The organism is Exiguobacterium aurantiacum DSM 6208, assembly GCF_000702585.1.
GTDB lineage: Bacteria > Bacillota > Bacilli > Exiguobacteriales > Exiguobacteriaceae > Exiguobacterium > Exiguobacterium aurantiacum.
In genome coordinates this window covers 201,491-228,063 of sequence record NZ_JNIQ01000001.1, presented here as the reverse complement: position 1 = coordinate 228,063, position 26,573 = coordinate 201,491, and the positions used below count along the sequence as shown (strand labels likewise).

Annotated in this window: 31 protein-coding genes and 1 other annotated feature; of the genes, 14 read left to right on the top strand and 17 right to left on the bottom strand. The window is 53.4% G+C overall.

The features are described 5' to 3' along the window. Positions 1-13 precede the first annotated feature (13 nt). The gene (locus P398_RS0101315) at positions 14-1,279 is read right to left on the bottom strand and encodes a purine/pyrimidine permease (protein ID WP_024370884.1); all 1,266 of its coding nucleotides are present in this window, start codon (positions 1,277-1,279) and stop codon (positions 14-16) included. A 75-nt stretch (positions 1,280-1,354) separates the two neighbouring features. Between P398_RS0101315 and P398_RS0101310 the strand changes: the two genes are divergently transcribed. Continuing rightward, positions 1,355-2,059 carry an alpha/beta hydrolase gene (locus P398_RS0101310; protein ID WP_029333820.1) on the top strand — a complete coding sequence of 235 codons (705 nt, stop codon included), beginning with the start codon at positions 1,355-1,357 and terminating at the stop codon, positions 2,057-2,059. Between the two features lie 30 nt (positions 2,060-2,089). On the opposite strand, the gene P398_RS0101305 is transcribed toward P398_RS0101310, so the two are convergent. From P398_RS0101305 to P398_RS0101295, 3 genes are all read right to left on the bottom strand, one after another. Further along, positions 2,090-3,271, bottom strand: coding sequence for an MFS transporter (locus P398_RS0101305; RefSeq protein WP_024372503.1), 1,182 nt, complete (start codon positions 3,269-3,271; stop codon positions 2,090-2,092). A 115-nt stretch (positions 3,272-3,386) separates the two neighbouring features. Then, positions 3,387-4,178 (bottom strand): endonuclease/exonuclease/phosphatase family protein, encoded by a 792-nt coding sequence (locus tag P398_RS0101300; protein ID WP_029333819.1) that lies wholly within the window; start codon positions 4,176-4,178, stop codon positions 3,387-3,389. A 52-nt stretch (positions 4,179-4,230) separates the two neighbouring features. Then, a complete protein-coding gene (locus tag P398_RS0101295) occupies positions 4,231-5,859 on the bottom strand; it encodes a PTS transporter subunit IIBC (protein WP_029333818.1) in 1,629 nt (542 codons plus the stop codon). 221 nt (positions 5,860-6,080) lie between these two features. On the opposite strand from P398_RS0101295, the gene P398_RS0101290 reads away from it, so the two are divergent. The 3 genes from P398_RS0101290 (at position 6,081) to P398_RS0101280 (ending at position 7,953) form a co-directional block, all read left to right on the top strand. After that, positions 6,081-6,845, top strand: coding sequence for a TrmH family RNA methyltransferase (locus tag P398_RS0101290; protein ID WP_029333817.1), 765 nt, complete (start codon positions 6,081-6,083; stop codon positions 6,843-6,845). A gap of 58 nt (positions 6,846-6,903) precedes the next feature. After that, on the top strand, positions 6,904-7,359 hold the full coding sequence (locus P398_RS0101285; RefSeq protein WP_024372499.1) for a GNAT family N-acetyltransferase: 456 nt from the start codon (positions 6,904-6,906) through the stop codon (positions 7,357-7,359). Positions 7,360-7,452: 93 nt separating this feature from the next. Next, on the top strand, positions 7,453-7,953 hold the full coding sequence (locus P398_RS0101280; protein WP_029333815.1) for a hypothetical protein: 501 nt from the start codon (positions 7,453-7,455) through the stop codon (positions 7,951-7,953). A 31-nt stretch (positions 7,954-7,984) separates the two neighbouring features. On the opposite strand, the gene P398_RS0101275 is transcribed toward P398_RS0101280, so the two are convergent. Continuing rightward, the gene (locus P398_RS0101275) at positions 7,985-8,494 is read right to left on the bottom strand and encodes a hypothetical protein (RefSeq protein ID WP_029333814.1); all 510 of its coding nucleotides are present in this window, start codon (positions 8,492-8,494) and stop codon (positions 7,985-7,987) included. A 115-nt stretch (positions 8,495-8,609) separates the two neighbouring features. Here P398_RS0101275 and P398_RS0101270 point away from each other — a divergent pair, with 115 nt between their 5' ends. Then, positions 8,610-9,266: a TVP38/TMEM64 family protein gene (locus P398_RS0101270; RefSeq protein WP_029333813.1), complete on the top strand. Its 657-nt coding sequence runs from the start codon at positions 8,610-8,612 to the stop codon at positions 9,264-9,266. A 32-nt stretch (positions 9,267-9,298) separates the two neighbouring features. Here P398_RS0101270 and queF read toward each other — a convergent pair whose 3' ends face one another. Genes queF through queC form a run of 4 tightly spaced genes read right to left on the bottom strand, consistent with a single transcriptional unit; the run spans position 9,299 to position 11,590 of the window. Next, a complete protein-coding gene (gene queF, locus P398_RS0101265) occupies positions 9,299-9,787 on the bottom strand; it encodes a preQ(1) synthase (protein ID WP_029333812.1) in 489 nt (162 codons plus the stop codon). An 11-nt stretch (positions 9,788-9,798) separates the two neighbouring features. Continuing rightward, the gene (queE, locus tag P398_RS0101260; protein WP_197053168.1) at positions 9,799-10,494 is read right to left on the bottom strand and encodes a 7-carboxy-7-deazaguanine synthase QueE; all 696 of its coding nucleotides are present in this window, start codon (positions 10,492-10,494) and stop codon (positions 9,799-9,801) included. Next, the gene (gene queD / locus P398_RS0101255; RefSeq protein ID WP_029333810.1) at positions 10,494-10,949 is read right to left on the bottom strand and encodes a 6-carboxytetrahydropterin synthase QueD; all 456 of its coding nucleotides are present in this window, start codon (positions 10,947-10,949) and stop codon (positions 10,494-10,496) included. Before queD ends, queE begins: the two co-directional genes overlap by 1 nt. After that, on the bottom strand, positions 10,946-11,590 hold the full coding sequence (queC, locus tag P398_RS0101250; RefSeq protein ID WP_024372492.1) for a 7-cyano-7-deazaguanine synthase QueC: 645 nt from the start codon (positions 11,588-11,590) through the stop codon (positions 10,946-10,948). Before queC ends, queD begins: the two co-directional genes overlap by 4 nt. A 211-nt stretch (positions 11,591-11,801) precedes the next feature. Here queC and nhaC point away from each other — a divergent pair, with 211 nt between their 5' ends. The 4 genes from nhaC to P398_RS0101225 all read left to right on the top strand — a co-directional run bounded on the left by nhaC (position 11,802) and on the right by P398_RS0101225 (position 15,706). Then, complete coding sequence (nhaC, locus tag P398_RS0101245; RefSeq protein ID WP_029333809.1) at positions 11,802-13,178, top strand: Na+/H+ antiporter NhaC; 1,377 nt, start codon at positions 11,802-11,804, stop codon at positions 13,176-13,178. A 275-nt stretch (positions 13,179-13,453) separates the two neighbouring features. Next, a complete protein-coding gene (locus tag P398_RS0101235) occupies positions 13,454-14,044 on the top strand; it encodes a DNA-3-methyladenine glycosylase (protein ID WP_024372489.1) in 591 nt (196 codons plus the stop codon). Positions 14,045-14,114: 70 nt separating this feature from the next. Continuing rightward, a complete protein-coding gene (locus P398_RS0101230; RefSeq protein WP_024372488.1) occupies positions 14,115-14,627 on the top strand; it encodes a type 1 glutamine amidotransferase domain-containing protein in 513 nt (170 codons plus the stop codon). Between the two features lie 248 nt (positions 14,628-14,875). Then, a complete protein-coding gene (locus tag P398_RS0101225) occupies positions 14,876-15,706 on the top strand; it encodes an undecaprenyl-diphosphate phosphatase (protein ID WP_029333807.1) in 831 nt (276 codons plus the stop codon). Between the two features lie 163 nt (positions 15,707-15,869). Here P398_RS0101225 and bshB2 read toward each other — a convergent pair whose 3' ends face one another. From bshB2 to pdxK, 3 genes are read right to left on the bottom strand one after another with little or no spacing between them, the layout of a single operon-like run. Then, complete coding sequence (gene bshB2, locus P398_RS0101215) at positions 15,870-16,523, bottom strand: bacillithiol biosynthesis deacetylase BshB2 (protein WP_029333806.1); 654 nt, start codon at positions 16,521-16,523, stop codon at positions 15,870-15,872. Next, a complete protein-coding gene (locus tag P398_RS0101210) occupies positions 16,520-16,891 on the bottom strand; it encodes a YojF family protein (RefSeq protein WP_024372485.1) in 372 nt (123 codons plus the stop codon). Before P398_RS0101210 ends, bshB2 begins: the two co-directional genes overlap by 4 nt. Before the next feature lie 55 nt (positions 16,892-16,946). Continuing rightward, complete coding sequence (pdxK, locus tag P398_RS0101205) at positions 16,947-17,771, bottom strand: pyridoxine/pyridoxal/pyridoxamine kinase (protein WP_024372484.1); 825 nt, start codon at positions 17,769-17,771, stop codon at positions 16,947-16,949. Positions 17,772-17,959: 188 nt separating this feature from the next. Here pdxK and cbpA point away from each other — a divergent pair, with 188 nt between their 5' ends. Further along, positions 17,960-18,595, top strand: coding sequence for a cyclic di-AMP binding protein CbpA (cbpA, locus tag P398_RS0101200; protein ID WP_024372483.1), 636 nt, complete (start codon positions 17,960-17,962; stop codon positions 18,593-18,595). A gap of 33 nt (positions 18,596-18,628) precedes the next feature. On the opposite strand, the gene P398_RS0101195 is transcribed toward cbpA, so the two are convergent. The 3 genes from P398_RS0101195 to P398_RS0101185 form a co-directional block, all read right to left on the bottom strand. Beyond that, complete coding sequence (locus P398_RS0101195) at positions 18,629-19,153, bottom strand: GNAT family N-acetyltransferase (RefSeq protein ID WP_024372482.1); 525 nt, start codon at positions 19,151-19,153, stop codon at positions 18,629-18,631. Positions 19,154-19,209: 56 nt separating this feature from the next. Next, positions 19,210-20,097, bottom strand: a complete 888-nt coding sequence (locus P398_RS0101190; RefSeq protein WP_024372481.1) for a diacylglycerol/lipid kinase family protein — start codon at positions 20,095-20,097, stop codon at positions 19,210-19,212. 91 nt (positions 20,098-20,188) lie between these two features. Then, complete coding sequence (locus P398_RS0101185; RefSeq protein WP_024372480.1) at positions 20,189-20,563, bottom strand: hypothetical protein; 375 nt, start codon at positions 20,561-20,563, stop codon at positions 20,189-20,191. Positions 20,564-20,722: 159 nt separating this feature from the next. Between P398_RS0101185 and P398_RS0101180 the strand changes: the two genes are divergently transcribed. The 4 genes from P398_RS0101180 to P398_RS0101165 all read left to right on the top strand — a co-directional run bounded on the left by P398_RS0101180 (position 20,723) and on the right by P398_RS0101165 (position 24,609). Continuing rightward, a complete protein-coding gene (locus tag P398_RS0101180; RefSeq protein WP_024372479.1) occupies positions 20,723-21,154 on the top strand; it encodes a MarR family winged helix-turn-helix transcriptional regulator in 432 nt (143 codons plus the stop codon). Between the two features lie 123 nt (positions 21,155-21,277). Further along, positions 21,278-21,913 carry an FMN-dependent NADH-azoreductase gene (locus P398_RS0101175; protein ID WP_024372478.1) on the top strand — a complete coding sequence of 212 codons (636 nt, stop codon included), beginning with the start codon at positions 21,278-21,280 and terminating at the stop codon, positions 21,911-21,913. 80 nt (positions 21,914-21,993) lie between these two features. Continuing rightward, entirely contained in the window at positions 21,994-22,671 is a 678-nt protein-coding gene (locus P398_RS0101170) for a uracil-DNA glycosylase (RefSeq protein ID WP_029333805.1), read from the top strand. 121 nt (positions 22,672-22,792) lie between these two features. Continuing rightward, positions 22,793-22,990 (top strand) — a binding site (T-box leader). Between the two features lie 53 nt (positions 22,991-23,043). Then, complete coding sequence (locus tag P398_RS0101165; RefSeq protein WP_051638838.1) at positions 23,044-24,609, top strand: aromatic amino acid hydroxylase; 1,566 nt, start codon at positions 23,044-23,046, stop codon at positions 24,607-24,609. 60 nt (positions 24,610-24,669) lie between these two features. On the opposite strand, the gene P398_RS0101160 is transcribed toward P398_RS0101165, so the two are convergent. Together P398_RS0101160 and P398_RS0101155 are read right to left on the bottom strand one after the other, a co-directional pair. After that, positions 24,670-25,668 carry an alpha/beta hydrolase gene (locus P398_RS0101160; RefSeq protein ID WP_029333803.1) on the bottom strand — a complete coding sequence of 333 codons (999 nt, stop codon included), beginning with the start codon at positions 25,666-25,668 and terminating at the stop codon, positions 24,670-24,672. Between the two features lie 35 nt (positions 25,669-25,703). Beyond that, entirely contained in the window at positions 25,704-26,525 is an 822-nt protein-coding gene (locus P398_RS0101155) for a Cof-type HAD-IIB family hydrolase (protein ID WP_024372155.1), read from the bottom strand. Positions 26,526-26,573 lie beyond the last annotated feature (48 nt).

Sequence of the window (26,573 nt, the reverse complement as noted above, 5' to 3'; positions counted from 1 at the left end):
GCGGTCAGTTTTTTTAGTCTTTAATCCGACTGAGGATGGCTGTCGTCAAAGCAACGACGGTCCCGAGGACGAGTCCGTTCGAGAAGACGGTCGCCAAGAGCGGCGGTAAGTCGTTCATCGCACCAGGCGGTAAGAGCATGGCGCCGGCGCCGATGACGAGCGGCAGGCCGACGGTGAGCGACGCCGTCTTCTGGTTCAATTCAAACGCCGCTTCATTGATCCCAATGATAATCATCGTCGCGATGAGTGGAGTGACGATGGCGTATCCGACCGCGGCCGGGATGCTGGCGATGAGTGACACGAACGGTCCGATCAAGGCGAGCACCATCATCAAGGCATGGGCGACGAGATGAGGGGCACGATGGACACTTTCTGTCGACGATAAGAAGCCGGCTGTCCCAGAAATAGCGACGGGTCCCGGTGTCCCGAACAAACCGGCGACGATTTGACTGAAACCGCTGACGACACCCGATGCCGGGACGTTGCCTTCGACTTGTTGTTTCGTCCGCGAACTGACGATGCGCTCAATCAACTTGATATTGGCAAGCACGTTCGTCATGAGCAAAAGTGTGATGACGAATGCAGTCGGGAGCAAGTTCCAATCCCATACCCAAGCACCGAACGGGAACAACTCAGGGACGAGGAAGAACGACTCCGACCGGACGATCGGATTGCCGAGCCCGAGCAGATTGAACAACCCGAATCCGACGAGCAACGTCATGACAAGACCGTACTGTTTGAAGCGGCTCCGTTCGAGCGTGAGGGCGAACAAGACGAGACCGGCCGTCGCGACAGCCTGAATCGTATTGATGCCGTTCTCGCTCACGCCGAATCCGCCTTTGATGACGGCACCTGACAACTGCAGGACGAGGAGAATCATATAGACGCCGAGCACTTGTGGCGTAAAGAGCGACAGCATACGACGTAAAATCCCGGTAACGGTCATGAGCACACCGAGCACACCGCTCAAGAACAACATGAACCCTAGCGCCTGGAGCGTCTCTTGCCCGCTGCCGTAGAGCGCGGGACCGATGGAGGCGTAGAGCGTGAACACGCCCCACCAAATGCCGGCTGGTCCTTCTAAAATCGGTAAGCGGTGGCCGAGGAGCGTCTGGATGATGCTGAACAGTGCGAAGACGAACAATGAGCGTGAAATGAACGTCATCGTGTCGGCTGGCGACAGTTCAAATAAGGCGGCAATCGAAAGCGGTGGTACAATATTTGTAGCTAAAATAAAAATGAACCACTGAATCGTCGTGGTTACAGAACTCTTGGTCATGGTGTCCCCCTGGTATTTCCCTTTTTTCTATAAGTGTACCGTGACCTTGAAACGGATGCAAATGGAGGTAATATAATGAAGAAAAAAATGAAATGGATTGGCCTTGGTCTACTTGGACTCATTTTAGTCGCCGTCATCGGGGTTCTTGTGTGGACGCAACTGACGTACGGACCGACTGAGGAAGCGCTTGGTTACGCGGCTGAGGCGACGGAAGTGGACAATCGACTCGAATTCGGTGACCCGGAAAGTGAAGTCGGAATCATCCTGTATCCGGGTGCGAAAGTCGACAAAGAGGCGTACGCTTACTACGGATCCCGATTGGCGGAAGAAGGAATTTTTGTGGCGATTCCGTCACTTCGCTTAAATTTAGGAATTTTAGACATCGATGCGGCAGAGACAATCATCGATGCCCATCCAAACGTCGAACGTTGGATCGTCGCCGGACACTCGCTCGGCGGGTCGGCCGCCTCCGGCTTCGCGCTCGAGAACGAAGAACGCGTCGATGGGGTCATCTTCCTCGCATCGTATCCGATCAGCTCGATGGCGGAGAGCGAGCTGCGTGTGTTGTCCATCTCAGGTGAATTCGATGGGTTGGCGACGCCGGCTGATATCGAGGCGAGCCGTGACAACATCCCGAGGGATGCCACGTTCCATCAAATCGAAGGTGGCAACCATGCCAACTTTGGCATGTATGGGCCGCAAGATGGGGATAATGACAGTCCGCTCAGTGCGAAACAACAGCTCGACGAAACGATTGAACACATATTGGATTGGTTATGAAAACAGCGTGCCCGAGGTGGGCACGCTGTTTTAACGTCGGTCGAGCGTATAGCTGACCGTGGTGAGTAAGGCGGTCACGAGAGCGACGGCACCGGCGACGAGGGCGAGTGTCATGACGGGTGCGTTCGCGTAGACGAGTCCGCCGAGCGCAGAGCCCATCCCAATCCCGACATTGCTTGCCACTGGCATGAGTGACGAAGCGAGTCCTTTCGCGTCCGGATTGAACTTCTCGGCCAAATCGATTAAATACAGTTGCGTCGAAGTCGTGAGCAGGATGGCCATGAATGACATGAGCGCGATATTGATGAGACCGAGCGTCACATTCGACGTCGTCACATACAGGGCCGCCAAGACGAACGCCTGGATGAGAAAAACGAAACGCAGACGGCCGATCGGATTGTGGCTCGCAATCTTTCCAGCCGCCATGTTGCTGAAGATCGAGATGAACCCGTAAGCTAACAGAATCGGGCTGACCCAAGCGACCGGCACACCGAGCACGTCTTTTAAAATCGGGACGAGGTACGTGTAGACGACATACGTCGCACCGAAGCCGAAAGCCGGGATGAAGAACGCGATTAAAATCCGAGGGTTCGTCAACAGGCGCAATTGATCGGCAATCGACGTCTTCGCGCTCGTCAACTGGCTCGGGACGACACGGTAGACGGCGATGAATGCGACGACACCTAAGACGGTCGTCAAGATGAACGTCGTCTCCCAACCGCTCCGTTGCCCGATTAACGTGCCGAGTGGGACACCGAACACGTTCGCCATCGTGAACCCACCGAAGATGAACGAGATGGCGATGCCGCGCTTTCCGGGTGGTACCGATTCGCTCGCGACGAGCATGGCGAGCGAGATGAGGACACCGGTCACGACAGCGGTCAACATTCGAAGTGTGAGCAAGATGGCGTACGTCGGCGCGAGGCTGCTGAACAAGTTGAAGACGATAAAGAGGGCCGTCAGCGTGAGCATGAGCTTTCGTTTCGGTAAATGGCTCGTGAATGACATCGTGAGCGGTGTCCCGATGGCGAACGTGATGGCGAACGCCGATACGAGCGTACCGGCCGTCGCAATCGAGATGGATAGCCCATCGGCGATGTCGGGCAAGATCCCGACGATGACGAACTCGCTCGTCCCGAGCACGAACGTTAAGAGGGCGAGCGATAAGATAAGCGTCCAGTCCGTGCGACTGAGCGATGAGGTAGTCGTCAAAATAAAAATCACTTCTTTCGTTCAAGGTTGTTAGACTTCAGTCGTCTCCAACGATACCGAACTTTCGCCAAAAGCAAAACCCTTTTCTCTCACCGTGTGAAAGAAAAGGGTCAAGTTAACGCCAAAACGCGGTCGCTTCGACACCGGCATGGTCGGAGACGATGGGGCCGTTCTCACCGTTAAAGACGACGGCATGTCGAGACACGTGGATCGGCGCGTTCGTCAACATCAAGTCGATCCGGAGCGCCTGCTTGTTCTCGTCCCATCCGGCGATCTTACCTTGGACGGTCGCGTCACCTTCACGTTCCGTCGCGAGCGTGAACAGGTCCTGTAGACCGTGATCCATCAAATAATCGTAACCTTCCCCGCGGATGAAGGCGTCGTTGTTGAAGTCACCGAGGAGAAGGGCGCGGTCATCATCCTCGACACGACGCAACAATTCATCGAGCTGATGACGGACAGGTTCTTCTTCGTCGTGCCACCAACCGAGATGACAAGAGTAGACGGCCGTCGGCGCATCAAATCCATCGACCATCGCTTTGACGATCTTCCGAGACTTGTAGTTGTTCGGATCGGTCGTCTTCGAGACGAAGAACGACTCGGTCGATAAAAACGGGGTGCGCGAGAGAATGGCGACGCCTTCTTCATAGACATCGTAGCCGTAGTGGGCGAAGTCCCACGTCATGTGATACGTCACGCCGACTTCTTTCAAGCGTTCGACGAGCACGTGGGCGAAGTTGTTCTCACGGACGATTCCGTCGACAATCGGGGCCTCTTTGTGTTGATTCACCTCTTGGAGCGCGATGATATCATACTCCTCGCTCGCGATCCGTTCGACGATGAAATCGATTTTTTCTTGTTGGCGGTCTTCTAACCAGGCGTGGCAGTTGAGCGTCAAAATGTTCACGATAGTCCTCCTTTAGAAAAAACAGGCCAACTCGAGCGAGCTGGCCTGTTGATTATGCTCCGATGACGTCTTGAATGTCTGACTTCAATACGTCGGCTTTCGGGCCGTAGATTGCTTGGACACCGCGGTCTTTCAAGATGAGACCCATGGCGCCGTTCTTTTTCCATTCGCTCTCTTCCGAGACGAGTGACATATCTTTAACCGTGACGCGCAGACGTGTCATGCACGCGTCGACGTCTTCAATATTTTCTTCCCCACCGAGAAGGGCGATAATCCCCATGACCTGCTCGTTGCCGGTAACAGTCGATTTCTCGCTGACTTCTTCCATGTAGTTGCCGTTACGTCCTGGCGTCGGCAAGTTCATCTTCTTGATGAAGAAGTTGAACACACCGAAGTTGATGAAGAAGAACGCGATGGCGACGAGGAAGAAGTTGATCAAGTCTTGAAGGAGACCCGCTTTGACGATCATCGGGATGCGCGTGAGCAACTCGATGGCACCGAACGCGTGAACACGCAGGTCGATGATGTCCGCCAAGGCGAAGGCGGCACCGGCCATAAGCGCATAAACGACGTAGAGCACTGGCGCGACAAACATGAACATGAACTCGATCGGTTCTGTGACACCTGTCAAGAAGACAGCGAGACCGGCCGATAAGAACATCGGCTTGTATTGTGCTTTCTTGTCAGCGTCGACGTTACGGTACATCGCGTAGGCGGCACCGATGAGCGCGGCGAACGACAAGAGCACTTGTCCGACTTTGAAACGGGCCGGGACGACGTCCGCGAGGAGTGCGTTGTAAGCAGCTGTATCACCAGCAGCACGAAGGTTGACGAGGTCCGTCACCCATGCCAACCAGAGCGGATCTTGTCCGGCGACGACCGAGCCGGCTGTCGCACCTGTCAAAATCGTGTACGTGCCGCCGAGCTCCGTATAGTTCATTGGTACGGTGAGCATGTGGTGCAAACCGAACGGCAAGAGCAAACGCTCGAGTGCCCCGTAGATGAACGGCGCGAGGACTGGTGCCGTGTTGCGTGACGTCGCGATCCATTCACCGAAGCTGTTGAGTGCTCCTTGAATCGTCGGCCAGACGATTGAGAGCGCGATGGCCGCGAGGACTGAACCGAGGATGACGACGAATGGGACGAAACGCTTTCCGTTAAAGAACGAGAGGGCGTTCGGCAATTTGTTGAAGTTGTAGAACTTGTTGTAGAGCGCACCACCGAGGAAACCGGCGATGATCCCGACGAACACACCCATGTTGAGGGCAGGAGAACCGAGAACAGACGTGAAATAGTCGGCGACGACGAGGTCGGCTCCAAAGAGCGACTTCACGGTCGCTGTCGAATCTTGAAGCATAGCGCCGTTGACGTTGAAGATGGCGCCTGTGACGCGGTTGATCAAGATGAAAGCGATGAGCGCGGCAAAGGCACCGCCCGCTTTGTCTTTTGCCCACGAGCCACCGATGGCGACCGCGAACAAGATATGTAGGTTAACGATAATTCCCCAACCTAAGTCTTCAATGATACGAGCTGTCGTCAGCAAGATGCCGACGTCTCCGGCAGACATACCGATGAGTTTGCCGATTGAAATCATAAGACCGGCAGCTGGCATGACGGCGATGACGACCATCAAAGCCTTACCGAGTTTCTGCCAAAAATCGAACGAGATGAGTTGTTTCATGCTATACGCTTCCTTCCTGTGCGGAACTTTTTATCTGTTTGTGGCGACCGTCTATGCAATCGCTTGCATTAATGATTGTAATCGATTGCATAGAGTTGTGCAACCGTTTTCCTAATTTTCATAGATTTTCATCATTGAAACAGATTCGATTCGTTTCATCAGTCGCTTGTCAGTCGGAACGAATCTCGCTACAATACTAAAGGTTGAAAGGGGCGAGACAAATGGGATGGAGACAGACGACATCGGCGTTATCAAAAGAAGAGCAAGCAGCATTGCTTGAAGAATTGTTACAGTCAGGCCTTCTATTAGAAGAGGACCGGCTGCTGTATAGCATGTTGATGCCGGACCGCGTCAAGCGTATGCAGGAAGTATTGGATTTACGGACGAACCATATCACGATTTTGACGGAAGGGGTCGATGATCCGCACAACCAGTCGGCCGTGCTTCGTTCGGCCGACGCGTTCGGTGTCCAGACGTTGCACGTCGTCGAGGGCCGGGCCAAATTCAAACCGAACTCGATTATCGCGAAAAGCGCCGATCGTTGGGTCGATGTGGTCGAACACCGATCAATCGAAGACGCGATTGATCGATTGAAGGCGGACGGCTATCAAGTGCTCGCGACGGCACTCAGTGAAGAGGCGGTCCCGCTCGAAGGTATCGATGTGTCAAAACCGACCGTGCTCTTGTTTGGGAATGAACATCATGGTGTCTCAGAAACGGCGCTCGCCAAGGCGGACGGGAATTACGTGATCCCGATGCAGGGGTACGTCCAAAGTTTGAATATCTCGGTCGCTGCCGCCATTTCGCTGTATGATGTGACGACACGGGCGCGCCATGTCGTGACAGACGGATACGGACTACGGGCGGAAGAGAAGCAACGTATCTTAAAAAATTGGATGGTGAAGAGCCTCCCGAAGCGTTCGCTCGGCGTGTATAAACAAAAAGGTTTGACCGCTTTTGCGCGCGAGACAGGAAAAACGGAGTAAACGGCGAAAGGTACAGGCGTACGAACCACTTGTCCATATTTCGAAAGGGGATGGAAAGATGAGTACGACCAGTTCATTTATCGTGAAAGATGTGACGACGAATTTCAAAGACTTTGAAGAGGAATTCTTTAACCTGTACCGCACGTTATACGGGGACATCGATCAACTTCGTTTTAAAGAGCGACTGTACCGCCATGCGAACCCGCTCGTGTTGCTCGCGTTCTCGGACGAGCGTCTCGTCGGTTTCAAAATCGGCTACGAGGCCGAGCCGTATCGTTTTTATAGCTGGGCCGGCGGTGTCCACCCCGAGTTTCAAAAGCATGGCATCGGACGCAAGCTGATGGACACGCAACTCGAATGGGTGAAAGCGCAAGGGTTCCATTCGATTCGGACGAAAGCGCGCAACACGAACAAGGGTGTCATCATCTTGAACTTGTTGTGTGGCTACGACATCATGGGGGCGTATACGGAAGATCACGAACCACGCATCATGATGGAGAAACAATTGAACTGATGATTGAGCCGTGGCGAGTGCCGCGGCTTTTTTTCGTGGGCTTGAAACCAAATGAAGCGGCGTCCGTATATTAGGAAAAAAGGGGGAGACGTCATGGTCAACACGTTCGCATTTGGGGAAGAGGTATGGGTCGATTCGACAGGGATGGGGGACTCGTTTTTTAGTGGGGTGCCAATCATGTTCCCGATTTTCTTTTTCTTGATTATCGGTATCATCGTATTTGCCGTTATTACAGGGATCGGTAAGCAAGTGAAAACGAACAGTCTCTTGAAAGATATGCAACAGTTTGCTTCCGACTTGGCTGATGATCCAAGTGAGGAAACGGCGAACCGACTCGCTGATTATTTGCGTGACGTGACGTCGTTCCCGGTCGAACGGACGCAGATGGAGCCGTTCCGGGTCGCGCTCGGCAGCTATCAGTTGGTCATGGAGTCGCCGCACGTGCACGACGAGACGAAGGAGCGGGTCGGCCGCCAATACAAGCGGCTCGGCATTTTGGACGGGGAGAAGTTCGCCGATGAGCCGGCACCGCGGAACCGTTCAAGCTCGCACCATCACGACCATCATAATCATCACAACAATCACCACATGTAAAACGCGTCGGGCAAACCCCGACGCGTTTTTGTTACATATAGCGGCTCGCGTCAAACTCGATTTCGGTCCGGTGATTGGCCGCTTCGATGGCGCTCGCGATCCGGTTGGACCGTTTCTCGACGTCGCGCGCTTTTAAGCGATAAAGCTCCGGGTCATAGAGGGCGTGCTTGATGACGGTTGTCCCTTCCCCGTGACCGGTTCGGAACTCGCGTTTCGGCCGCTCGGCCAAGTCTTGATACATGCGGGCCTGGGCCTTCAATTGAATGGCGAACTCCATCGCTTCGACGAGCGGGAGCGGTCCGTCATTCGTCTCGACGACGGTATGCAGGTTCGCTTCACAAACGAGGCGGTCGAGGCGGCGCATGTCACAGCGGATCGACTCGAGCTCGACCTCGATGTCCTCGAGCGAACGCGACTGGATCGTCGGGAGCGGTTCGTCTTTCTCGAGCTCGATGAACGCGACGCGCTCGACTTCTTCGAGCAACTTATCGATCTGCTTCAACAGCAGTTGTTTCAGTTTTATGGCATCTGCCAAATACATAGGGATTCCTCCTTCTGCTTTTTCTAACCGTACCATAATACGATTCCTAAAAAAAGGAAGGCGTTACTTTTTAGAGACGAGGCGATATGATGAAAGAAAGAGAGGGGGCGGACCGATGAACAAATGGAAAACGCAGTGGATGATTGCGATTGTCTTGATCATATTCGGTACAGCGACGCTCCTCTATCAGTGGATCGACTTGCGGCCTGGAGAGATTCGAGATTACATCGTCCAATTCGGCTGGCTCGCCCCGGCCGTTTATATCGTCCTGTTCACCGTTCGTCCATTGATCTTATTTCCGACGTCCGTCTTGTCCGTCGCGGGCGGACTGGCGTTCGGGACGTTGCCGGGTGTCGTCTATACGGTCATCGGCGCCACGCTCAGCGCGCTCGTCGCGTATTATATAGCGATTTGCTTCGGGGACCGCTTTGTGCGACATTTTGAAACGAGCGACTATGAGAAAATCCAACATAAAATCGAAGAGGACGGGTTCTTTTACGTGTTGATTTTACGGTTGATTCCGCTCGTCAACTTTGACTTGGTCAGTTACGCCTCAGGGCTCGCGAAAGTGAGGCTCCCGGCTTACGTAGTCGCGACCATGGTCGGCATGATCCCTGGTGCGTTCGCGAACAACTTTCTCGGCAGCAGCATCGCGAGCGGTGACTTGAAGATGGTCATCCTCGCCCTGGCCGTCTTCGTCGTGCTGACGCTCGTCGCGACCGTGTTCCGGGAACCAATCAAACAACAAATCAACCGCTATAAAAAGAAGTAGACGCTCCCGTGAAGGAACGTCTACTTTTTGACTTAACGGTTGTCGACCGTCTCCGGGTATAAATCGTGGTTGAAGAGTCGGTGTTCCGCCATTTTTTCGTATTTCGTGCCTGGCTTCCCGTAGTTGTAGTATGGATCGATCGAGATGCCGCCGCGTGGCGTGAACTTGCCCCACACTTCCAGGTAGCGCGGCTCCATCAACTTGACGAGGTCTTTCCCGATGACGTTGATGCAGTTCTCGTGGAAGTCGCCGTGGTTACGGAAGCTGAACAAGTACAGTTTGAGCGATTTCGACTCGACGAGCTTCTCGTCCGGGATGTATGAGATGTAAATCGTCGCGAAGTCCGGTTGGTTCGTGATTGGGCAAAGTGATGTGAACTCCGGTGCGTTGAACTTCACGAAGTAGTCGTTCTCCGGATGACGGTTCGGGAACGCCTCGAGGACGTCCGGTGCGTATTCAAAAATGTATGGGACGCTCTTCTGTCCGAGGAGCGACAAGTCTTGTAAGTCTTCTGGTCTCATATTCATTCTCCTTAGACGCCACGTTCGTTGGCGTACAGTAATGTGTGTAACTGTGGCAAGACACGGACGCTTTGCCACGACGGGTCGCGCGCGACGTCTTCCCATAATTGTTTCAAGCGACGGAGCTGGGCGTCGGTGATGTCACCGTCCGCACCAGGCTCTGGGTTACCTGCTGACAAATACATGACGTCCGGCGTATAGCGCGTCTGGACTTGTTTCGCGTAAGCGAGATCGACTTCATCGAAAACGGCGACTTTGAACGTCGTCTGTTCCGGGCGGAGTCGTTCGACGATCGCGTCGAGTTTCTCCCAATCGGTCGACATGCCGGACGACGGCGGTTTCGGGCTGAGTGTCACGTCGTCGATTTGCGTGAGCCAGTCTTGATAGCGGCTCCCTTGCGTCTCGACGGCGAGCTTGACGCCGCGTGCCTTCAGCTTATCCACTAAATCTTTCATGCCGGCGATGAGGAGCGGGTTGCCGCCAGAGATCGTGACGTAGTCGTACGTGCCGAGCGCGTCGAGCCGTTCGATGATGGCATCGGCCGACAGCATGTCCGGTTTCTCCGAGCCGTCCCATGTAAAGGCGGAGTCGCACCAAGAACAGCGATAATCGCAACCGGCGGTCCGGACGAACATCGTCTTCTGTCCGATGGCGCGGCCTTCCCCTTGAAACGTCGGGCCGAATACTTCGAGGACAGGAATTTTCATCAGTCCACCAACCATTCACGGCGGAACTCGGCGTATGAGGTCGGCGTCTCGTACAATTTGACGAATTCGACACGGACGTCGCGCTCGTCAGGCAAGTGTTTGGCGAGTTGCTCGAAAATCCAATAGCACATGTTTTCAGCAGTCGTATTCATATAGGGCAACGATTCGTTCAAATAGCGATGGTCGAGATACGGTTCGAGCTCTTCTTTGAAGATGGCTTTCAAGTCACCGAAGTCGAGCGTCATCCCGCGGTTGTCTAAAAAGCCGCTAATGCCCATTTGCAGTTTATACGTATGGCCATGGAGCGCACGGCACTTGCCGTCGTAATCGAACAAGTGGTGGGCGGCGTCAAACGTCACTTCTTTGACGATTTGGACGCGATGTTTACAGTAGATGAGCGAGCCGTCTTGTTTGGCTTCGACGCTCGTCGGGGCGAGGAACGGGGCGTTCTTCATACACGCACCCCCTCATATGCCTCAAGGCCGTTTTGACGAAGGACACACGCCGGGCACTCCCCACAGCCTGAGCCGAGGATGCCGTTGTAACAAGTGAGCGTCCGCTCTTTGACGTAGTCGAACGCACCGAGACGGTCGGCGAGTTCCCACGTCTGTTTCTTATCGAGCCACATGAGCGGCGTGTCGATGACGAACGGATAGTCCATCGCTAAGTTGAGTGTCACGTTGAGTGATTTGATAAATTGGTCGCGGCAGTCCGGGTAGCCTGAAAAGTCGGTCTCACACACACCGGTCACGATGTGGTGCATGCCGAGCTGTTTCGCCATGACGGCTGCGAACGACAAGAAAAGATGGTTGCGTCCATCGACGAACGTGTTTGGAACGTCGGCATTGTCGATGTCGAGGTCGTGTCTCGTCAACGCGTTTGAGGTGAGTTGCCCGAGTAGGGACAAGTCGAGGATGTGGTGCGGGACATCGAGTTCGGCCGCAATCTCTTTTGCGACCTCGATTTCCGCATCGTGTCGTTGCCCGTAGGCGAACGTCACGGCTTCCACGTGAGAGAATTGTTGTTTTGCCCAGAATAGGCAAGTGGTTGAATCTTGACCGCCACTGAAGACGACCAATGCTTTTTCGTGTTGCATGATGCACACTTCCTTTTTCGCTAGTTTTGATGTCGGAGGAGGTTACGAACTCCGGAGGTCACCCTCGAGCGTTTACTTTACCATAAAAAGTTGTTTGACAGGGTAAAGAGAAGCAGGTATAGTAAAGAACATCACTGACACGCTTTCGTGCATAAAAGCGTTTAAGCGGTTAGGCAAAATAAAAAGATGGAACTGAAAGGAGGGGACGTCGATGCAGATGAAAGGAAAAGAGGCTGTATTCGTCGTGCTGTTGAGCGGGATTTCCTTGCTCGCACTGATGTTTTTGGCCAAAGCGACGCCACATATGGCGATCTTTGGCACAATGGTACTAGTAGGGGTGTACGCATACTATCGCACGCGTGACTTCAAGACAATCGAGACGGCGATGATTAACGGGATTCGCGAAGCCATCATGCCGGTTATGATCTTATTATTGATTGGAATGCTGATTGGCGTATGGCAGATGTCCGGCACGGTGGCGACGATTCTCTCCATCGGTTTAGATACAATTTCAGCACAGTGGTTCTTGCCGAGTGTCTTGCTCATCACGATGATCGTCTCGACGTTCACAGGAAGCGCGTTCACGACGGTCGGTACAGTCGGGGTCGCCTTGTTCGGAATCGGGATGGCACTTGGCATCTCACCGGCGCTCGCCGCCGGAGCCATCGTCTCTGGGGCACTTTTTGGAGACAAGATGAGTCCGCTCTCGGATACGACGAACTTCGCCCCGGCCGTCGCCGGTGTCAAACTGTTCGACCATATTCGTTTCATGATGGGGACGACGGTACCAGCCTTTTTGATCACGCTCGTCTTGTTCACAATTCTCGGACGGAGCGGTCAAGCGACCGACACGGCTCAAATTGCCGAAGCGCAAGCAGCGCTCGCAGGCCGGTTCAATTTGTCATGGGTGACGCTTCTCGCGCCACTTCTCGTCGCCGTGCTTGCGTTCCGCCGCATGCCGGTGTTGCCGACGATGCTCGTCGGGATGTTTGCCGGTGTGTTGACGGCTGGGTTCGTGCAAGGCAACTGGAACATCTCGAACTGGTTCGGCGTCATGCAAGGCGGCTTCCAGTCAGGTGTTGAAAACGAAACGATCGCGGCCGTGCTCGACCGCGGTGGTCTCGAGTCGATGCTCTGGTCGGTCAGTCTCGTCTTGATCGCACTCGCGTTCGGCGGTCTGCTCCGAGAACTCGGTGTGTTCCAAGCGATCGTCGATGCGTTGCTTCGCCGTTTGAAGTCACGAGGCAGCTCGGTGTTGTCGGTCGTCTTGAGCTCGATCGGCGTCAACTTGCTCGCCGGAGAACAGTACTTGTCAATCTTGCTACCAGGGCAAGCGTTCAAACAAGGGTTCGTCGACCGTGGCATCGATCCGCGTTACTTGTCACGTGCGCTTGAAGACGGCGGAACGGTCATCAACCCGCTCATCCCATGGGGTGTGTCGGGCGCGTTCTTCGCCGCGACACTCGGTGTACCGGTGCTCGAATACGCACCGTTCGCGTTCTTCCTCTGGCTCAGTCCAATCTTCTCGGTCATTCTCGGCTACGTGAAGTTGGGAAAGCAACGTGATGCGATGAAGCTCGCATCGTAAGCACACAAAACGATCCAGGACCAATCGAGGTCCTGGATCGTTTTCCGTTTATCGTGTCGTTTAAATTGGCTTATAAGAGCTCTCAAGTTCCCACAACGTATGTCCGAACTGTTCGAGGAGCGCGTTCGCCCTTTTTTCAATCTGAAGTGGGAGCGAGTCCTTCGTAAAAAAATGAAGGTCTAGACTCTCCCCGTCATTCATCTCGACCAGTTTGTGAAACAGTGCATCTTCTTTGTGCACCTCGTCCTCATTTGAGAAAATGAGACCGAGGAGGGATGACGATGAAACGACTGCCTAAAGATTTTTATGAACAGCCGACACTGGAACTCGCCCGTTCGCTACTCGGGCACTATCTCGTCCATCAGCATGCGACAGGCGAAATCATCGCCAAGATTGTCGAGACCGAGGCGTATCTCGGTGCCATCGACCGGGCGGCGCACAGCTTCGGCGGCAGACGGACGAATCGGACCGAGGTGATGTTCGGCCTGCCGGGTCACGTCTACACGTATCAAATGCACACGCATACGCTCTTGAACGTCGTCAGCGGACCAGTCGGGACACCGGAGGCCGTATTGATTCGCGCGGTCGAACCGGTTCAAGGGCAGGCGCTGATTGACCAGCACCGTCCCGGCTTGAGACCTGTCGACCAGACGAACGGGCCAGGTAAGTTGACGAAAGCGCTCGGCATCACGATGGACTTATACGGACATTCGCTCCAGCACGAGCCGCTCTTTATCGTGGAAGGCGAACCAATCACCGATGTCGAGGCCGGACCTCGCGTCGGTATCCCGAATACCGGGGAGGCGCGGGATTACCCGTATCGTTTCTTTGAACGGACGAACCCGTACGTCTCAAAGTATCGCTGAAGGTTTAACGGTGAACGTCGAGTGGAACACTCCCTATGTGTGAAAAAACAAATTGAAGGAGTGTTTCAATATGGCAAAAGTAGCAACGCTCATTACAGATATGTTTGAAGATGTAGAGTTCACAGCGCCACGCGACGCATTGGTGGAAGCGGGCCACGAAGTCGTCACGATTGAAAAATCGGCAGGAAACACGGTCGAAGGCAAACAAGGCGAGTCGAAAGTGACGATCGACAAAGCGATCGACGACGTCTCGCCGGAAGATTTCGATGCCTTACTCTTACCGGGCGGTTTCTCACCGGACTTGCTTCGTGAAGATGACCGTTTCGTCCAGTTCGCGAAGGCGTTCATGGATGCGAAAAAACCGGTGTTCGCGATCTGTCACGGACCGCAACTGTTGATTACGGCGAAGACGCTTGAAGGACGCGACGCAACGGGCTACAAGTCGATTAAAGTCGACATGGAGTATGCCGGTGCGAAGTACGCCGACAAGGAAGTCGTCGTCTGCCAAGAACAGCTCGTGACGAGCCGTCAACCGGATGACATCCCGGCGTTTAATCGTGAGATGCTCAACCTTTTAAAATAACTACTCGGCCACGGACACGTTCCGTGGCTTTTTTTATGGGATTAGAAATAAGGAAAGACTTGCCTGTCTCTTTTTCAAACATCCAGATGAGTGAAACATCGATAAATCAAACAGCACATTGAACCGCTTGTTTTTTTAAAACAAGGGGAAAGGAGGCGTAACGCCCTCTTTTTTACGTCTTAAGACCGAGGGCGGGACGACTCATCCCGATGTATGATTAGACACAATACAGAAGCAGGAGACAGATTATGTCATGGTATGAGTTGTTCATCGGTTTTTTGTTAGGTGTCGTCGAAGGGTTGACCGAGTTCGCACCGGTATCGTCTACGGGACATATGATTGTCGTCGATGACCTGTGGCTCAATTCGAGCGCATTTTTAGGGCAGGAAGTGGCGAATACGTTCAAGATTGTGATTCAACTGGGCTCGATTTTAGCGGTCATCGTCGTGTTTCGGAATCGGTTTAAACAGTTGTTGAATCCGAAGGAGCTGGTCTCGTTCCGACGCGGTCAGACCGACAAGTTGAATCTGCTACATATCTTGATTGGCCTGTTGCCTGCCGCGGTGCTCGGCCTACTGTTTGAAGACTATATCGATGCGCATCTCTTTTCGATCAAGACAGTGTTGATTGGGCTCGTCATCGGCGCCTTCTTCATGATTGCGGCTGATTTGTCGGGCGTGAAGCGTCAGACGACGGCGACGCTCGATGAGATGTCGTATAAACAAGCGCTCGGTGTCGGATTGATTCAATGCTTTTCACTTTGGCCGGGTTTTTCACGGTCGGGCTCGACGATTTCAGGCGGCGTCCTCCTCGGGATGAGTCACCGCGCAGCAGCGGACTTCACGTTCATCATGGCCGTGCCGATCATGTTCGGGGCGAGTGCGCTATCGCTTTACAGCAAGTGGAGCTACTTCACGATGGAGACGTTACCGGTATTCCTTGTCGGTTTCGTCAGCGCTTTCTTATTCGCGCTGCTGTCGATTCAATTCTTCTTGAAGTTGATCAACAAAGTGAAACTGACGCCGTTCGCGATTTATCGGATCGTGTTGGCGGCTGTCATTTACATGTTGTATTTCTAAAAAAAACGCGTGCTTATGCACGCGCCGTTGAAACCTATTGTTCAGACAGTTCGTAAAACCAAGTAGAGGTGAGAACATGGAACATATCGTTGTCGTATTAGGAACGTTGATCGGTCTTGGGACGGTCGGAACATTGCTGTACATGACGCGTCTCGCATATGAATCATGAGAACGGATAGTGATAAAAGCGCTCACGTTGGAGTAACTCCATGACGTGGGCGTTTTCTGCGTTGTCGATGGCACGTAGGAGTCCTTCTGTCTGCGAACGGTGGGCAAGGAGTGCTTCCCGCTTCGTGATACTCTCGGCCCCGACTTCGATGATGACGTGCGGTTTGCCGAGCTCAGACTCGGTGCGGTGATCAAAGGCGACACCTAAAAACTCAGGACGCTTAGACGCATCAATGCCTTGAAGGGCACGGACGACGGCACGGGCGGTCGCTTCATGGTCCGGATGGACAGCGTACCCTGGGTAAAATGAGATGACCCGGGCCGGTCTCACTTCCGCGATCAACTTGCTGAAGCGATCGGCGAGTTCGACCTCGTCTTCGAATTCGACAGTCTTGTCCCGGAGGCCCCACATGCGGAGATCATCGATACCCATAATCGCACAGGCGGCTTCGAGCTCATGCTTTCGAATTTTTGGCAGTTCTTCACGTGTCGTGAAAATCGGAGATCCCATGTTTCGTCCCATTTCACCGAGCGTCAAGCAGACGTACGTGACAGGGAAGCCGTTCTTTTGATGTTGGATGATCGTTCCGGCGGAGCTGAACGCTTCATCGTCGGGATGCGGGAAAATGACAAGCAACGGTCCAGTCATTGGCTTTCCACCTCCGTGGCTCCTTGCGGGAGCGGTTTTATGTCTAGATGGAGCGCACAGGCGAGACGCCCGAGCCGGTCGTGCCCGGCGAGCAATAACTGATCGCCGTGCTGTTCGAAGTCGGTCAATCCTTCGACATAGAGCCACCCGTGATCGAGTTTTAATCCGACGCGATATGGTCCTTGTCCTTTGATTTGTCCGATGCTATATTCGATGACGACATTTCGGATGAACATGCCGGCGTTATGGAAATCCGGATCGTTATGGGTGGCGTACGCCCCGTTCGTCGTCTCGACGTGTGCATAGAGCGGGGTCGTCACGTGTTTGTCTAAATAAGCTTGAATCACTTCAGGTTGAATCGTGTTCACACTTCTCTCCTCCAATGGAAACGATGACCCGAAGCGTGCGCCTCGGGTCATCCGTTTATGATTGTGTTGCCAACTTTTTACGGTAGCCCGTATGGTTCGTCGGCCCGACGTACTGATTGAGTCGGAACGAGTGGCGTACCGCTTCCGTGATGAACGCTTTACCGATCTCGATGGCCTCGTCGACCGAATGGCCGTTCGCGAGTGACGCCGCGATCGCAGATGAGAACGTGCAGCCACCACCGTGTGTGAAGGCTGGCTCGATTTTCTCGCTCTCGAGGAGACGATATTCGTTTCCATCATAGAGCACATCGAACGCCGTATCGAAGCCGAGCTTGCCGCCGACTTTGACGATGACGATGTCTGCACCGAGCTCGTGGATCAAGCGGGCGGCTTCTTTGATCTCATCCATCGTCGAAGGTGTCTTGTCGAGACCGGCGAGCATGCGCGCCTCGAACAAGTTCGGCGTGATGATTTTGGCAACTGGGACGAGGTGCTTGCGCATGGCGATGGCGACGTCTGGGTTCAAAATCTCATCAGCGCCTTTACAAGCCATGACCGGGTCGACGACGGCGTTTTCGATGCCGTACTCTTTAATTTTACGAGCTGCCAGTTCGATGATTTCAGGCGTCGGGAGCATGCCTGTCTTGACGGCGTCGACACCGATTCCGGCGAGGACGGTGTCGATTTGCTTCTCGATCAACGTCGTATCGATTGGGAACACTTCATGGTGCCAGGCGTTGTGCGGGTCTTGCGCCACGATGACCGTGAGGGCCGTCATGCCGTACACACCGAGCTCTTCCATCGTTTTCAAGTCAGCTTGAATACCAGCACCGCCGCTCGTATCCGATCCAGCAATCGTTAATGCTTTTTTCATCGTCATAGTCGTTCAATCCCCTTTGTCTGTTTGGATAGTTTCACTATAACGACTTTTTGGCGTTACGACAAATCCCATGACCAAGAAAGGTCCGCATCAACTTTTCATTATAAGTTGGCAGGATTTCAATCATATTTGGGGAATAGTAATGAATAGGGTGTAGACCACTTTCAATTGGGCAGGAGGAAAATCGCATGTTAGTGCACAGCTTATGCATTCCGAAGAAAGACGTCGTGACCATCAGTGAAAAAGCGACGTTACGGGAAGCGCTCGACACGCTTGAGAAAACAGGATACCGTTGCGTCCCTGTTCTCGACGAGACAGGAACGTTTTTCCGCGGTAACATTTATAAAATGCACATTTATCGTCACGGTATGAACGAGGGGAGCTTAGACGATAACGTCATGACGCTCATTAAGAACACGCAAAAATACGTCCACGAGTCGGACGGTTTTTTCCAAGTGTTCTTCTCAATCAAAGAATTACCATACATCGCCGTGTTGAAAGATGAGAGCAATGAATTTTACGGCATCTTGCCACACGGTAAAATGCTCGGTATGCTCGAAGAGGCGTGGAGCCGTGACACGGGAAGTTACGTCGTCACGATCGCTTTGAGCGAACAGGCGGGGGCGCTTGAAAAGATTACGAAAATCGTCAGCCGCTACTCATCGATCGCAAGCCTTATGACGCTCGATGCGAAGAGCAAAGTGTTGCGGCGTGTGTTGATCACGCTGCCGCCGGACTGTGACGAACCGAAAAAAGACAAGATTGTCGCAAAACTTGAACAAAAAGGGTTCCGCGTCGTCGAAGTCGAGAATTTGAACAACTGAGATAAGACCTCCTTCACGTGAAGGAGGTCTTTCTCATGTCAACCGTTTTTCCATCCGGATGTCTGCCCAAAATTGTCCGTTCCAGTATGTGAACGCCTCGATACGGGCAATTTCCTCATAGCCGAGTTTCTCGTATAGACGGTGCGCTGCTTCATTGAAAGCGAAAACACCTAATTCGATGCGTGGTGTCCCTTGCTGCCGGAGCCGTTCTTCAAGCAAGTTCAACGCTGTCGTGCCGACGCCTCTTCCGCGTCCTTCCGTCTCACCGATGACGAGTCCAAGCCACGCGCTGCCTGGCTCTTGGCGATACAAGTGCGCCGCATCATACATGACGTTCACCTCTCCGACGAGGTGGTCGTCCGCGTAAATCAAGAAGATGTCGTGCGTCTGAAGTCGTTCTGCTAACGATTCGACCGTCAAGTTTTGTTCGACAGTAAGTTCTTCTTCCGAACGGACCGGGCGAATCAAATGAACGATGGCAGGGTCGTTGTTCCAGCGGTTGAACGTCTCGACGATGTCAACGGACGATTCTTTCAAAGGAACGAGCGAGATTGTCATCCCATCCACTCCTTTCTCGCACTATCTATTCTAGACTAAACGAAAAACTCCTGTCGTCACGCCAACGGTTTCAACACGTTCAAATGACTCGGCAGCACCTCGAACGTAAGCGGGAGTTTCCCACCTGTGTCACCGTCCGCGTTGACGGGAAGCGACTCTGGTGAGTCGACATGGACACGTTTCGTCTTGAACGATGTGACGCTGTCCGTCTCCTTCAATTTACCGGTGAACAGGGCCGGGGCGAGTTGAAGCGCATCTTTGAAACCGAGGCTTTCAAATAAATAGACGTGCAACAATCCGTCGTTCAACTCGGCGTCGGGCTCAAAGTTCTCGAAGCCGCCGACCGAGTTCGTGAGCGCGATGACGACGAGGTATGCGTTCCCGTCGAACGTCTCTTCTTCGGCCTGGACAGAGAGTGAGTAAGGACTATGCTCTCGGAACGCCTTCACTCCTTCAATGAGATAGGCGAACGGTCCCCATTTCGTCTTCTCCTCGACACTCACCTCATCGACCGCTTCGGCAATTAAACCGATGGCGATGACGTTCATGAAGTAGCCGTTCTCGTATTTGCCGATATCCATCGGTGTCGGCTCTGCTGTTTTGAGCGCGTCAATCGCTTCTTCTGGATCGCTCGGCACGCCGAGCGCGCGAGCCAAGTCGTTCACTGTGCCGAGCGGGATAATCCCGAAGTCGGGCCGGTACGGTGCTTCGGCGAGTCCAGCGACCGTTTCGTTTAGCGTCCCGTCCCCGCCCATGGCGATGACGGCGCGATAACGCTTCTGTGCCGCCTCACGGGCGAAGTGGGTCGCATCGTCTGCTTTCTCGGTGAAGCGAACGTCCACGTTGCCGTATCGTTCTTTCAGTACCGCTTCAGCGTGAGGTGCATGTTCTTTTCCTAACTCTTTTCCTGATGACGGATTGACAATCAACATGACAGGTTCCATTCAGACATTCCCCTTTTACGTTTAGATACTGTGCTATATTCCCGTCCATCAAGAAAGCTAGTCATCAAAAAAAGCAACGGTCATCCGTTGCTCAGTAGTGGCGGAACGCCGACATATCGAGGTGGCTCGCTTCGGACTCGTCGACGGCGAGTTCGATTTTCAAATGTTCATGAAACGGCGAGTCGAACGCACCCATGCAGGCGACCGGTTCATGGTCAGGGACGGGGGACTTGCGCTTCGTTTTGACGAACAAGTAGTCTTCCCGCGGAAGCGTCAATAGAAACCGTTCAACCGCGTGCGGTTCGCGTGTGACGTTTGACCAAGGCAAGTGATTGAACAACAAAAAGACCGCGCCTTCTTTTCTTAGCGCATAATCAGGGGCAATCCCTTCCCGGTTCAACAACTCGATGACCGAATCCAAATAATGTTGCTTGATCGTCAATGAAATCTCGTAATATTCACGCATGCCGTCCATCCTTTCTAAAAATCACAATAATTCCATTCTAAACGTTTCGTCGATGGGCGACAATGAAGAAGTTTCTTGACGAAGTGTTTTTCCCCCCGTATACTGCTCATGTCCTGCTATACTAAAAGTAAATGATGAACGAATTGAGGTGAGACCGACATGATTGAATCGCTTGAGTTGAAGGCATGGGTCGTCTTGGCACGGACGATGGACGCGATCAGTGACCGTGTGAAAGAAGATCTTCGACGCCACCAATTGAATTCAACAGAGTTCGGTGTTTTATCCGTGTTGTACAAACGAGGGGATACCCCGTTGCAACAAATCGGAGATCAAATTTTGATTACGAGCGGCAGTGTGACGTACGTAATCGATAAGCTCGAGAAACGGGGGCTCATCGAGCGTGTCGCTTGTCCGTCAGACCGACGCGTCACGTACGCCTCGTTGACGGAAACAGGTAAACAGTTGATGGACGTCGTCTACCCGGAACACATTGAAATCTTTAAAGATATTTACGGCCCGCTCAGTGAAGCGGAGACCGAGACGCTCATCGAGTTATTGAAACGCGTCGGTTATAACGCGGCAGGCAAATGACGCCTGTCGTGTTTTTTTAACATATATCTTGAATTCGAAATAATTGACGGTGAGATATACAGATGATATAGTACAAACTGTTGTTATAAAAAATAGAGATTTTAATATATGGAGGAACTCATCATGAAAAAAGTACTTTACGTATCTGCAAACCCGAAACCGACTGAATTGTCATACAGCAAACAAGTTGCTGAGACGTTCATGACGACGCTCAAAGAAGAGAACGCGTCACTCGACATCGAAGCGATCGAGCTATACGACGTCGATGTCCAAGAAATCGATGGCGATGTCCTTAGCGCATGGGGCAAATTCGCTTCAGGCGAAGCACTTACTGACGTCGAAGCGGCTAAAGTTGCGACGATGAACGGTATGCTCGAGAAGTTCATGGCAGCGGACGTGTACGTGTTCGCGACACCGATGTGGAACTTCTTCTTCCCGGCGCGCATGAAAATGTTCCTCGACAGCGTATTGACTGCTGGTAAGACGTTCCGTTACACAGAGCAAGGGCCGGTCGGTCTTCTCGAGAACAAACAAGCGATCCACATCCAAGGAACAGGCGGCATCTACACAGGCACAGACCTCAACTTTGCTGACGCTTACCTTCGTCAAGCGCTCGCGTTCGTCGGTGTGACAGACGTGACGACGCTTGCGGTTGAAGGGATGAACCAATTCCCTGACAAGATTGAAGAAATCGTCGCTGACGCGAAAGCGAAAGCAGAAACGCTCGCGAAAGAAGTCGCAGGCGCGGTAACTGTATAACGATCAAGGCGGGTCCTGATGGGCTCGTCTTTTTGTGTGTCATCGATTCGGGTATGATAAGACCGAAAGGGGAGAGTGGAATGGGAGAACAGTTATCTGACCGCTTGCTCGGCGATTGGAGCGATATGATCGAGAGCGAGATGGGACGACCGTACTTCAATGAGTTGGCCACGTTTATCGATGAGGCGTACGCGACCTCGACCGTATATCCGGCTCGACAAGATATTTGGAACGCGTTCGTCTATACGAAATTGAAAGACGTCAAATGTGTCATTCTCGGACAAGACCCGTATCATGGACCGAATCAAGCGCATGGACTCAGCTTTTCCGTCCAAGACGGTGTGCGTTTCCCGCCGTCGCTTCGTAATATTTTTCAAGAGTTACAAGACGATATCGGCTGTGACATGCCGACGAGCGGCAATCTTGAGAAGTGGGCCCGCCAAGGCGTGCTGCTGCTCAACACGGCACTGACGGTCGAAGCAGGAAAAGCCGCCTCACACCGTGGGAAAGGGTGGGAGACGTTCACCGACGCTGTCATCGAGGAGCTAGGGAAACGTGAGGAGCCGATTGTGTTTATTTTATGGGGCAACGACGCGAAGAAGAAGCAACGGCTCATCGGTGACCACCACACTATCTTGACATCGGTCCACCCGAGCCCGCTCTCGGCGCATAGGGGATTTTTCGGCTCAAAGCCATTCTCGCAAGTGAATATGAAGCTCAGTGAATGGGGCGTCGAAGAAATCGATTGGTGTTTATAACAGTTCGCACATGCGGACTGTTTTTTGGTTGACGTCGTAAAAAAGGTCTGTTATTGTTACTAGCAACAAGACGCTTTAATGCTTAAAAGCGAATGTGCATAAAAGCATAACTGCATAACAGTGACAAGTGATGACCAAACCGAAGTAGAGACATCTTCCCTGGCCCAGAGAGCGTGTGGTGCTGTGAACACGCCCAAAAGATGAATCGAATTACAGTTTGCGAGCTCTCAATGATTGAGCGGTCCCCCGTTATCGGAATGAAGTGACTAGGCGTCTGTCTAGTAATCAGGGTGGTACCGCGGCCAAAGTCGTCCCTATCGAGTGATTCGATAGGGACTTTTTGCCGTTTCAAACACAAAAGGAGGAATTAACATGTTGACACAACTCATCCCACGCCACTTGGCCCCACATATCTCACCGCAATTCTACGACGAGTACACGCCGACCGATCATGCCGTCTGGCGCTTCGTCTTACGGCTCAACTTGCACACGCTTGAAGGAAAGGCCCATCCGTTTTACATCGAAGGGTTGAAGAAGACAGGAATGGGCCCGGAGCGCTTGCCGAACGTCGAGGCGATGACCGAAGAGATGCGTTCGGCCGGTTGGTCGACGGTCGCCGTCGATGGACTGATTCCAGGCGTTGCTTTCTTCGATTTCCAAGGGAACGGTATGCTCCCGGTCGCGACCGACATCCGGAAAGTCGAAAACATCTTATACAGCCCGGCACCGGACATCATCCACGAAGCGGCCGGTCACGCGCCGATGTTGATGGACCCTGATTTCTCAAACATCGTCAAACGGTTCGGACAGCTCGGGGCGAAAGCGTTCATGAACCGTGAGGAACACGCCTCGTTCGCGGCGTTAAAGCGATTGACCGTCGTGAAAGAGAACGCCAACTCGACGGACGAAGAGGTCGCTGCGGCTGAAGCGGCCGTCCATGCGGCGAAAGCGCAAGTGACCGGATTCTCGGAAGCGCAGCAAGTGGCTCGTATCTTTTGGTGGACGGTCGAGTTCGGTCTCATCGGTGACGTCGACAACCCGCTCATTTACGGAGCCGGGCTGTTGTCATCAGTCGGCGAGAGCCGGCACTGTTTGACCGACGCGGTCACGAAACACCCGTTCAACTTGGAGCACGCGCTTGAGACGAAGCAAGACGTGACGAATATGCAACGCGAACTGTTCGTCATACCGGACTTTGATGCCTTGACCGAGGCGCTTGACGAGCTCGAGAGCCGTATGGCCGTGCATCAGGGCGGCGTCGCCTCAATCGAGAAGGCGCTCGCCTCGGGCAGCCAGGCGACCGTCCGTCTCGAGGACGGGACGGACCGGGTCGGCGTCGTCCGTCATTTGACCCGGAGCGGAGGACGCGCGCTCGTCCAATGGAACGACTGCGTGAAAGTCGACAACGGACAATTAACGAACCTCGAGAACCACGGTTTGCTCATTCTCGACGGCCCGATTCAAGACGTGTTGGCGACGGCAGCGATTCGACTCGATGGACAGGTCGTCAACGAGACGGCAGACGAGTTGCGTTTAGAAAATGTCGTCATTGAGCTGGAAGGGCGCCGGATCGAACTGGCGACACTTGAAGTCCGTCAAGATTCGATCCCATCGGTCTTCCCGGGTACCGATGTCGAGGAGCTCGTTCTCATCGAGAAACCGGTCGTCGTCGAGCGGGACGCTCGCGTTTGGACGAATGACGACCCAATGTTCAACCGTGTCCGTAACTTGCGCGAACAAGGAGCCTCCATCGATGAGCTCGTCCCGACGATCCTCGAAGAGCACGCGGACGCCTGGTTGCTTCAAATCGAGTGTCTCGAACTCGTCGAATCCGAGACGTTGAAGCAGGCGTTGATTGAACGGCTCCAACAGTTACGTGCGACATCCCCGTCACGGAACGAACTGATCGGACGGGCGTTCGGACTTTTGAACGTCTGAACGAGAGACATAAAAAACACGACCACCCCTTCATGATTGAGAGGTGGTCGTGTTTTCGGTTCAAAGTGATCGAGTGGCAGACGTCTCACGTAAAAACGCAATGAGTCGGCGGTATGTCGCGCTCGCGGCCGGCTTGTCCATCTCGAAATGATAGCCGTGGCCGAGCTCATGTTCGGCTTGGTCATAAAAGACACGCGTCACATCAGTGCGACCCGACAAGATTGTCGCGAATTCTTTCGCTTGTGTCTCGAACGAGCCGGTGTTGCCATCCGTAATGAATGTCGGCACGAACGTCGCCGGAACATTGACGAGCGGGGACGCCTCGGAGACGACAGGGAGGTTCTCCCAATTATACGTCCCGAAGTACGCCCAACCGATGCGCTTGAACAAGAAGCGGTTGACCGCTTTCGAAGACTCGACAATCGTCCGTTTCAAATCATACGGGCCGGAGAAGAGAATCGCACCGAGGATCGACTCTTTCGGGACGACTTGATGCACGTCAGCTGACGGGGCGTAGTTCTCGTTCAGTTGAATGCCAATGAATTGGGCGACGAGTTGGGCTCCGTTCGAGTCCCCGGCGAAGAAGACGCGGTCGAGGTCGAGCCGGAAGCGGTCGTTGTTCTCGACGATATACGCGTACGCCTCTTCGATTTGTTGGAGCGGGACGGGATACGTCACGTCCGGCGCGAGCGCGTAGTTGATGCTGACGACGTTGTAGCCGTTGCTCGCGATCGATGTGGCATATTTGAACACGTCTGCTTTGTCTCCACCGACGAACGAGCCGCCGTGCACCCAAAAGATGGTTGGCACTTGATTGTCTCCTTCGTAGCGAATCAAGTCAAACGTGCCGTTGTCATAGGCAGAATGATAGTCGATATCTTTACGGACCGACGTCTTTTGAACGACTTCGTCAAATCCTTTCATCGCGACTTCGTTCCCACCGGAAAATGAGGTTTTGACGAGGCGGGACGTCGGTTTCGGGGACAAGAACACGTACGCGGCTCCGGCGACGGCCGTCCCGACGAGTCCGAGTCCCGCTCGTTTCAATCCTTTATTCATCATACTTCCTCCTTTGTGAAGCGTTACTTCACGATTTACTGATCAATGAGCACATCACTCATGAACGTTTCGATGACATGCGCGATGCCATCCTCGTTATTTGATTTTGTGATGAAATCGGCTTTTCCTTTGACCGTCGCATTGGCGTTGCCCATCGCGACACCAAGACCGGCCCATTCAATCATCGTCAAGTCGTTGTTGCCGTCGCCGCAGGCGATGACATGTGCTTGCTCGATACCGACGTGCTTGGCCAAGAACGCAAGGCTCGTCCCTTTCGTCACACCGGCCTCGGTGAACTCGAGGAAGAACGGCTTCGAACGGGCGACGGCGAGCTCGCCTTCAAGCTCGACTTGCAATTTCGTCTCGATCGGGGCAAGCGTATCCCCGTCAGCGAGCATGAGGCATTTGACGACCGGACTCGTCACCGTCTCTTTGAAGTCATTGACATGGACGACCGGCATGCCTGTCAATTCGCCTTCGATATCGGTATATGGGTTCGGCTGATCGGTTACGATTTCGTTACCGATGTACGTATGAATCGCGATTTCCTCCCGGACACTGATATCATGGAGGTATGCGACCGTCTCGGGCGTCAGTGTGCTCGAGAAGATTTCTTCATCTGTCTCACAATCGATAATGGAAGCACCGTTAAATGATAAGATGAAGCTTCCGTACTTGGCGAGCTCGAGTTCACGGGCAGCTTCCCACATCGCATATGTCGGGCGACCGCTCGCGAGGACGACTTTATGCCCGCGCTCTTGGGCGTCAAGAAGCGCAGCCTTCGTCTTCGGGGAAATCGTATGGTCACTCGTCAACAACGTATCGTCCATATCTAACACAATCATTTTATAACTCATAATCGGAATGAGTCCTCCTTCGGAATCTAATGACTCCATCCTAATACG

Coding starts and splice junctions, on each gene's coding strand:
- queF (WP_029333812.1), bottom strand. CDS start 9,787: ATGAGACCAGAAGACTTACAAGACTTGTCGCTCCTCGGACAGAAGAGC.
- P398_RS0101170 (WP_029333805.1), top strand. CDS start 21,994: ATGGGAGAACAGTTATCTGACCGCTTGCTCGGCGATTGGAGCGATATG.
- P398_RS0101290 (WP_029333817.1), top strand. CDS start 6,081: ATGGGATGGAGACAGACGACATCGGCGTTATCAAAAGAAGAGCAAGCA.
- P398_RS0101165 (WP_051638838.1), top strand. CDS start 23,044: ATGTTGACACAACTCATCCCACGCCACTTGGCCCCACATATCTCACCG.
- P398_RS0101180 (WP_024372479.1), top strand. CDS start 20,723: ATGATTGAATCGCTTGAGTTGAAGGCATGGGTCGTCTTGGCACGGACG.
- P398_RS0101225 (WP_029333807.1), top strand. CDS start 14,876: ATGTCATGGTATGAGTTGTTCATCGGTTTTTTGTTAGGTGTCGTCGAA.
- queC (WP_024372492.1), bottom strand. CDS start 11,590: ATGCAACACGAAAAAGCATTGGTCGTCTTCAGTGGCGGTCAAGATTCA.
- P398_RS0101230 (WP_024372488.1), top strand. CDS start 14,115: ATGGCAAAAGTAGCAACGCTCATTACAGATATGTTTGAAGATGTAGAG.
- P398_RS0101185 (WP_024372480.1), bottom strand. CDS start 20,563: ATGCGTGAATATTACGAGATTTCATTGACGATCAAGCAACATTATTTG.
- P398_RS0101175 (WP_024372478.1), top strand. CDS start 21,278: ATGAAAAAAGTACTTTACGTATCTGCAAACCCGAAACCGACTGAATTG.
- P398_RS0101285 (WP_024372499.1), top strand. CDS start 6,904: ATGAGTACGACCAGTTCATTTATCGTGAAAGATGTGACGACGAATTTC.
- P398_RS0101155 (WP_024372155.1), bottom strand. CDS start 26,525: ATGAGTTATAAAATGATTGTGTTAGATATGGACGATACGTTGTTGACG.
- P398_RS0101280 (WP_029333815.1), top strand. CDS start 7,453: ATGGTCAACACGTTCGCATTTGGGGAAGAGGTATGGGTCGATTCGACA.
- P398_RS0101315 (WP_024370884.1), bottom strand. CDS start 1,279: ATGACCAAGAGTTCTGTAACCACGACGATTCAGTGGTTCATTTTTATT.
- P398_RS0101235 (WP_024372489.1), top strand. CDS start 13,454: ATGACGATGAAACGACTGCCTAAAGATTTTTATGAACAGCCGACACTG.
- P398_RS0101190 (WP_024372481.1), bottom strand. CDS start 20,097: ATGGAACCTGTCATGTTGATTGTCAATCCGTCATCAGGAAAAGAGTTA.
- bshB2 (WP_029333806.1), bottom strand. CDS start 16,523: ATGACTGGACCGTTGCTTGTCATTTTCCCGCATCCCGACGATGAAGCG.
- P398_RS0101295 (WP_029333818.1), bottom strand. CDS start 5,859: ATGAAACAACTCATCTCGTTCGATTTTTGGCAGAAACTCGGTAAGGCT.
- queD (WP_029333810.1), bottom strand. CDS start 10,949: ATGAAGAACGCCCCGTTCCTCGCCCCGACGAGCGTCGAAGCCAAACAA.
- cbpA (WP_024372483.1), top strand. CDS start 17,960: ATGTTAGTGCACAGCTTATGCATTCCGAAGAAAGACGTCGTGACCATC.
- P398_RS0101275 (WP_029333814.1), bottom strand. CDS start 8,494: ATGTATTTGGCAGATGCCATAAAACTGAAACAACTGCTGTTGAAGCAG.
- nhaC (WP_029333809.1), top strand. CDS start 11,802: ATGCAGATGAAAGGAAAAGAGGCTGTATTCGTCGTGCTGTTGAGCGGG.
- P398_RS0101270 (WP_029333813.1), top strand. CDS start 8,610: ATGAACAAATGGAAAACGCAGTGGATGATTGCGATTGTCTTGATCATA.
- pdxK (WP_024372484.1), bottom strand. CDS start 17,771: ATGACGATGAAAAAAGCATTAACGATTGCTGGATCGGATACGAGCGGC.
- queE (WP_197053168.1), bottom strand. CDS start 10,494: ATGAAAATTCCTGTCCTCGAAGTATTCGGCCCGACGTTTCAAGGGGAA.
- P398_RS0101160 (WP_029333803.1), bottom strand. CDS start 25,668: ATGAATAAAGGATTGAAACGAGCGGGACTCGGACTCGTCGGGACGGCC.
- P398_RS0101310 (WP_029333820.1), top strand. CDS start 1,355: ATGAAGAAAAAAATGAAATGGATTGGCCTTGGTCTACTTGGACTCATT.
- P398_RS0101195 (WP_024372482.1), bottom strand. CDS start 19,153: ATGACAATCTCGCTCGTTCCTTTGAAAGAATCGTCCGTTGACATCGTC.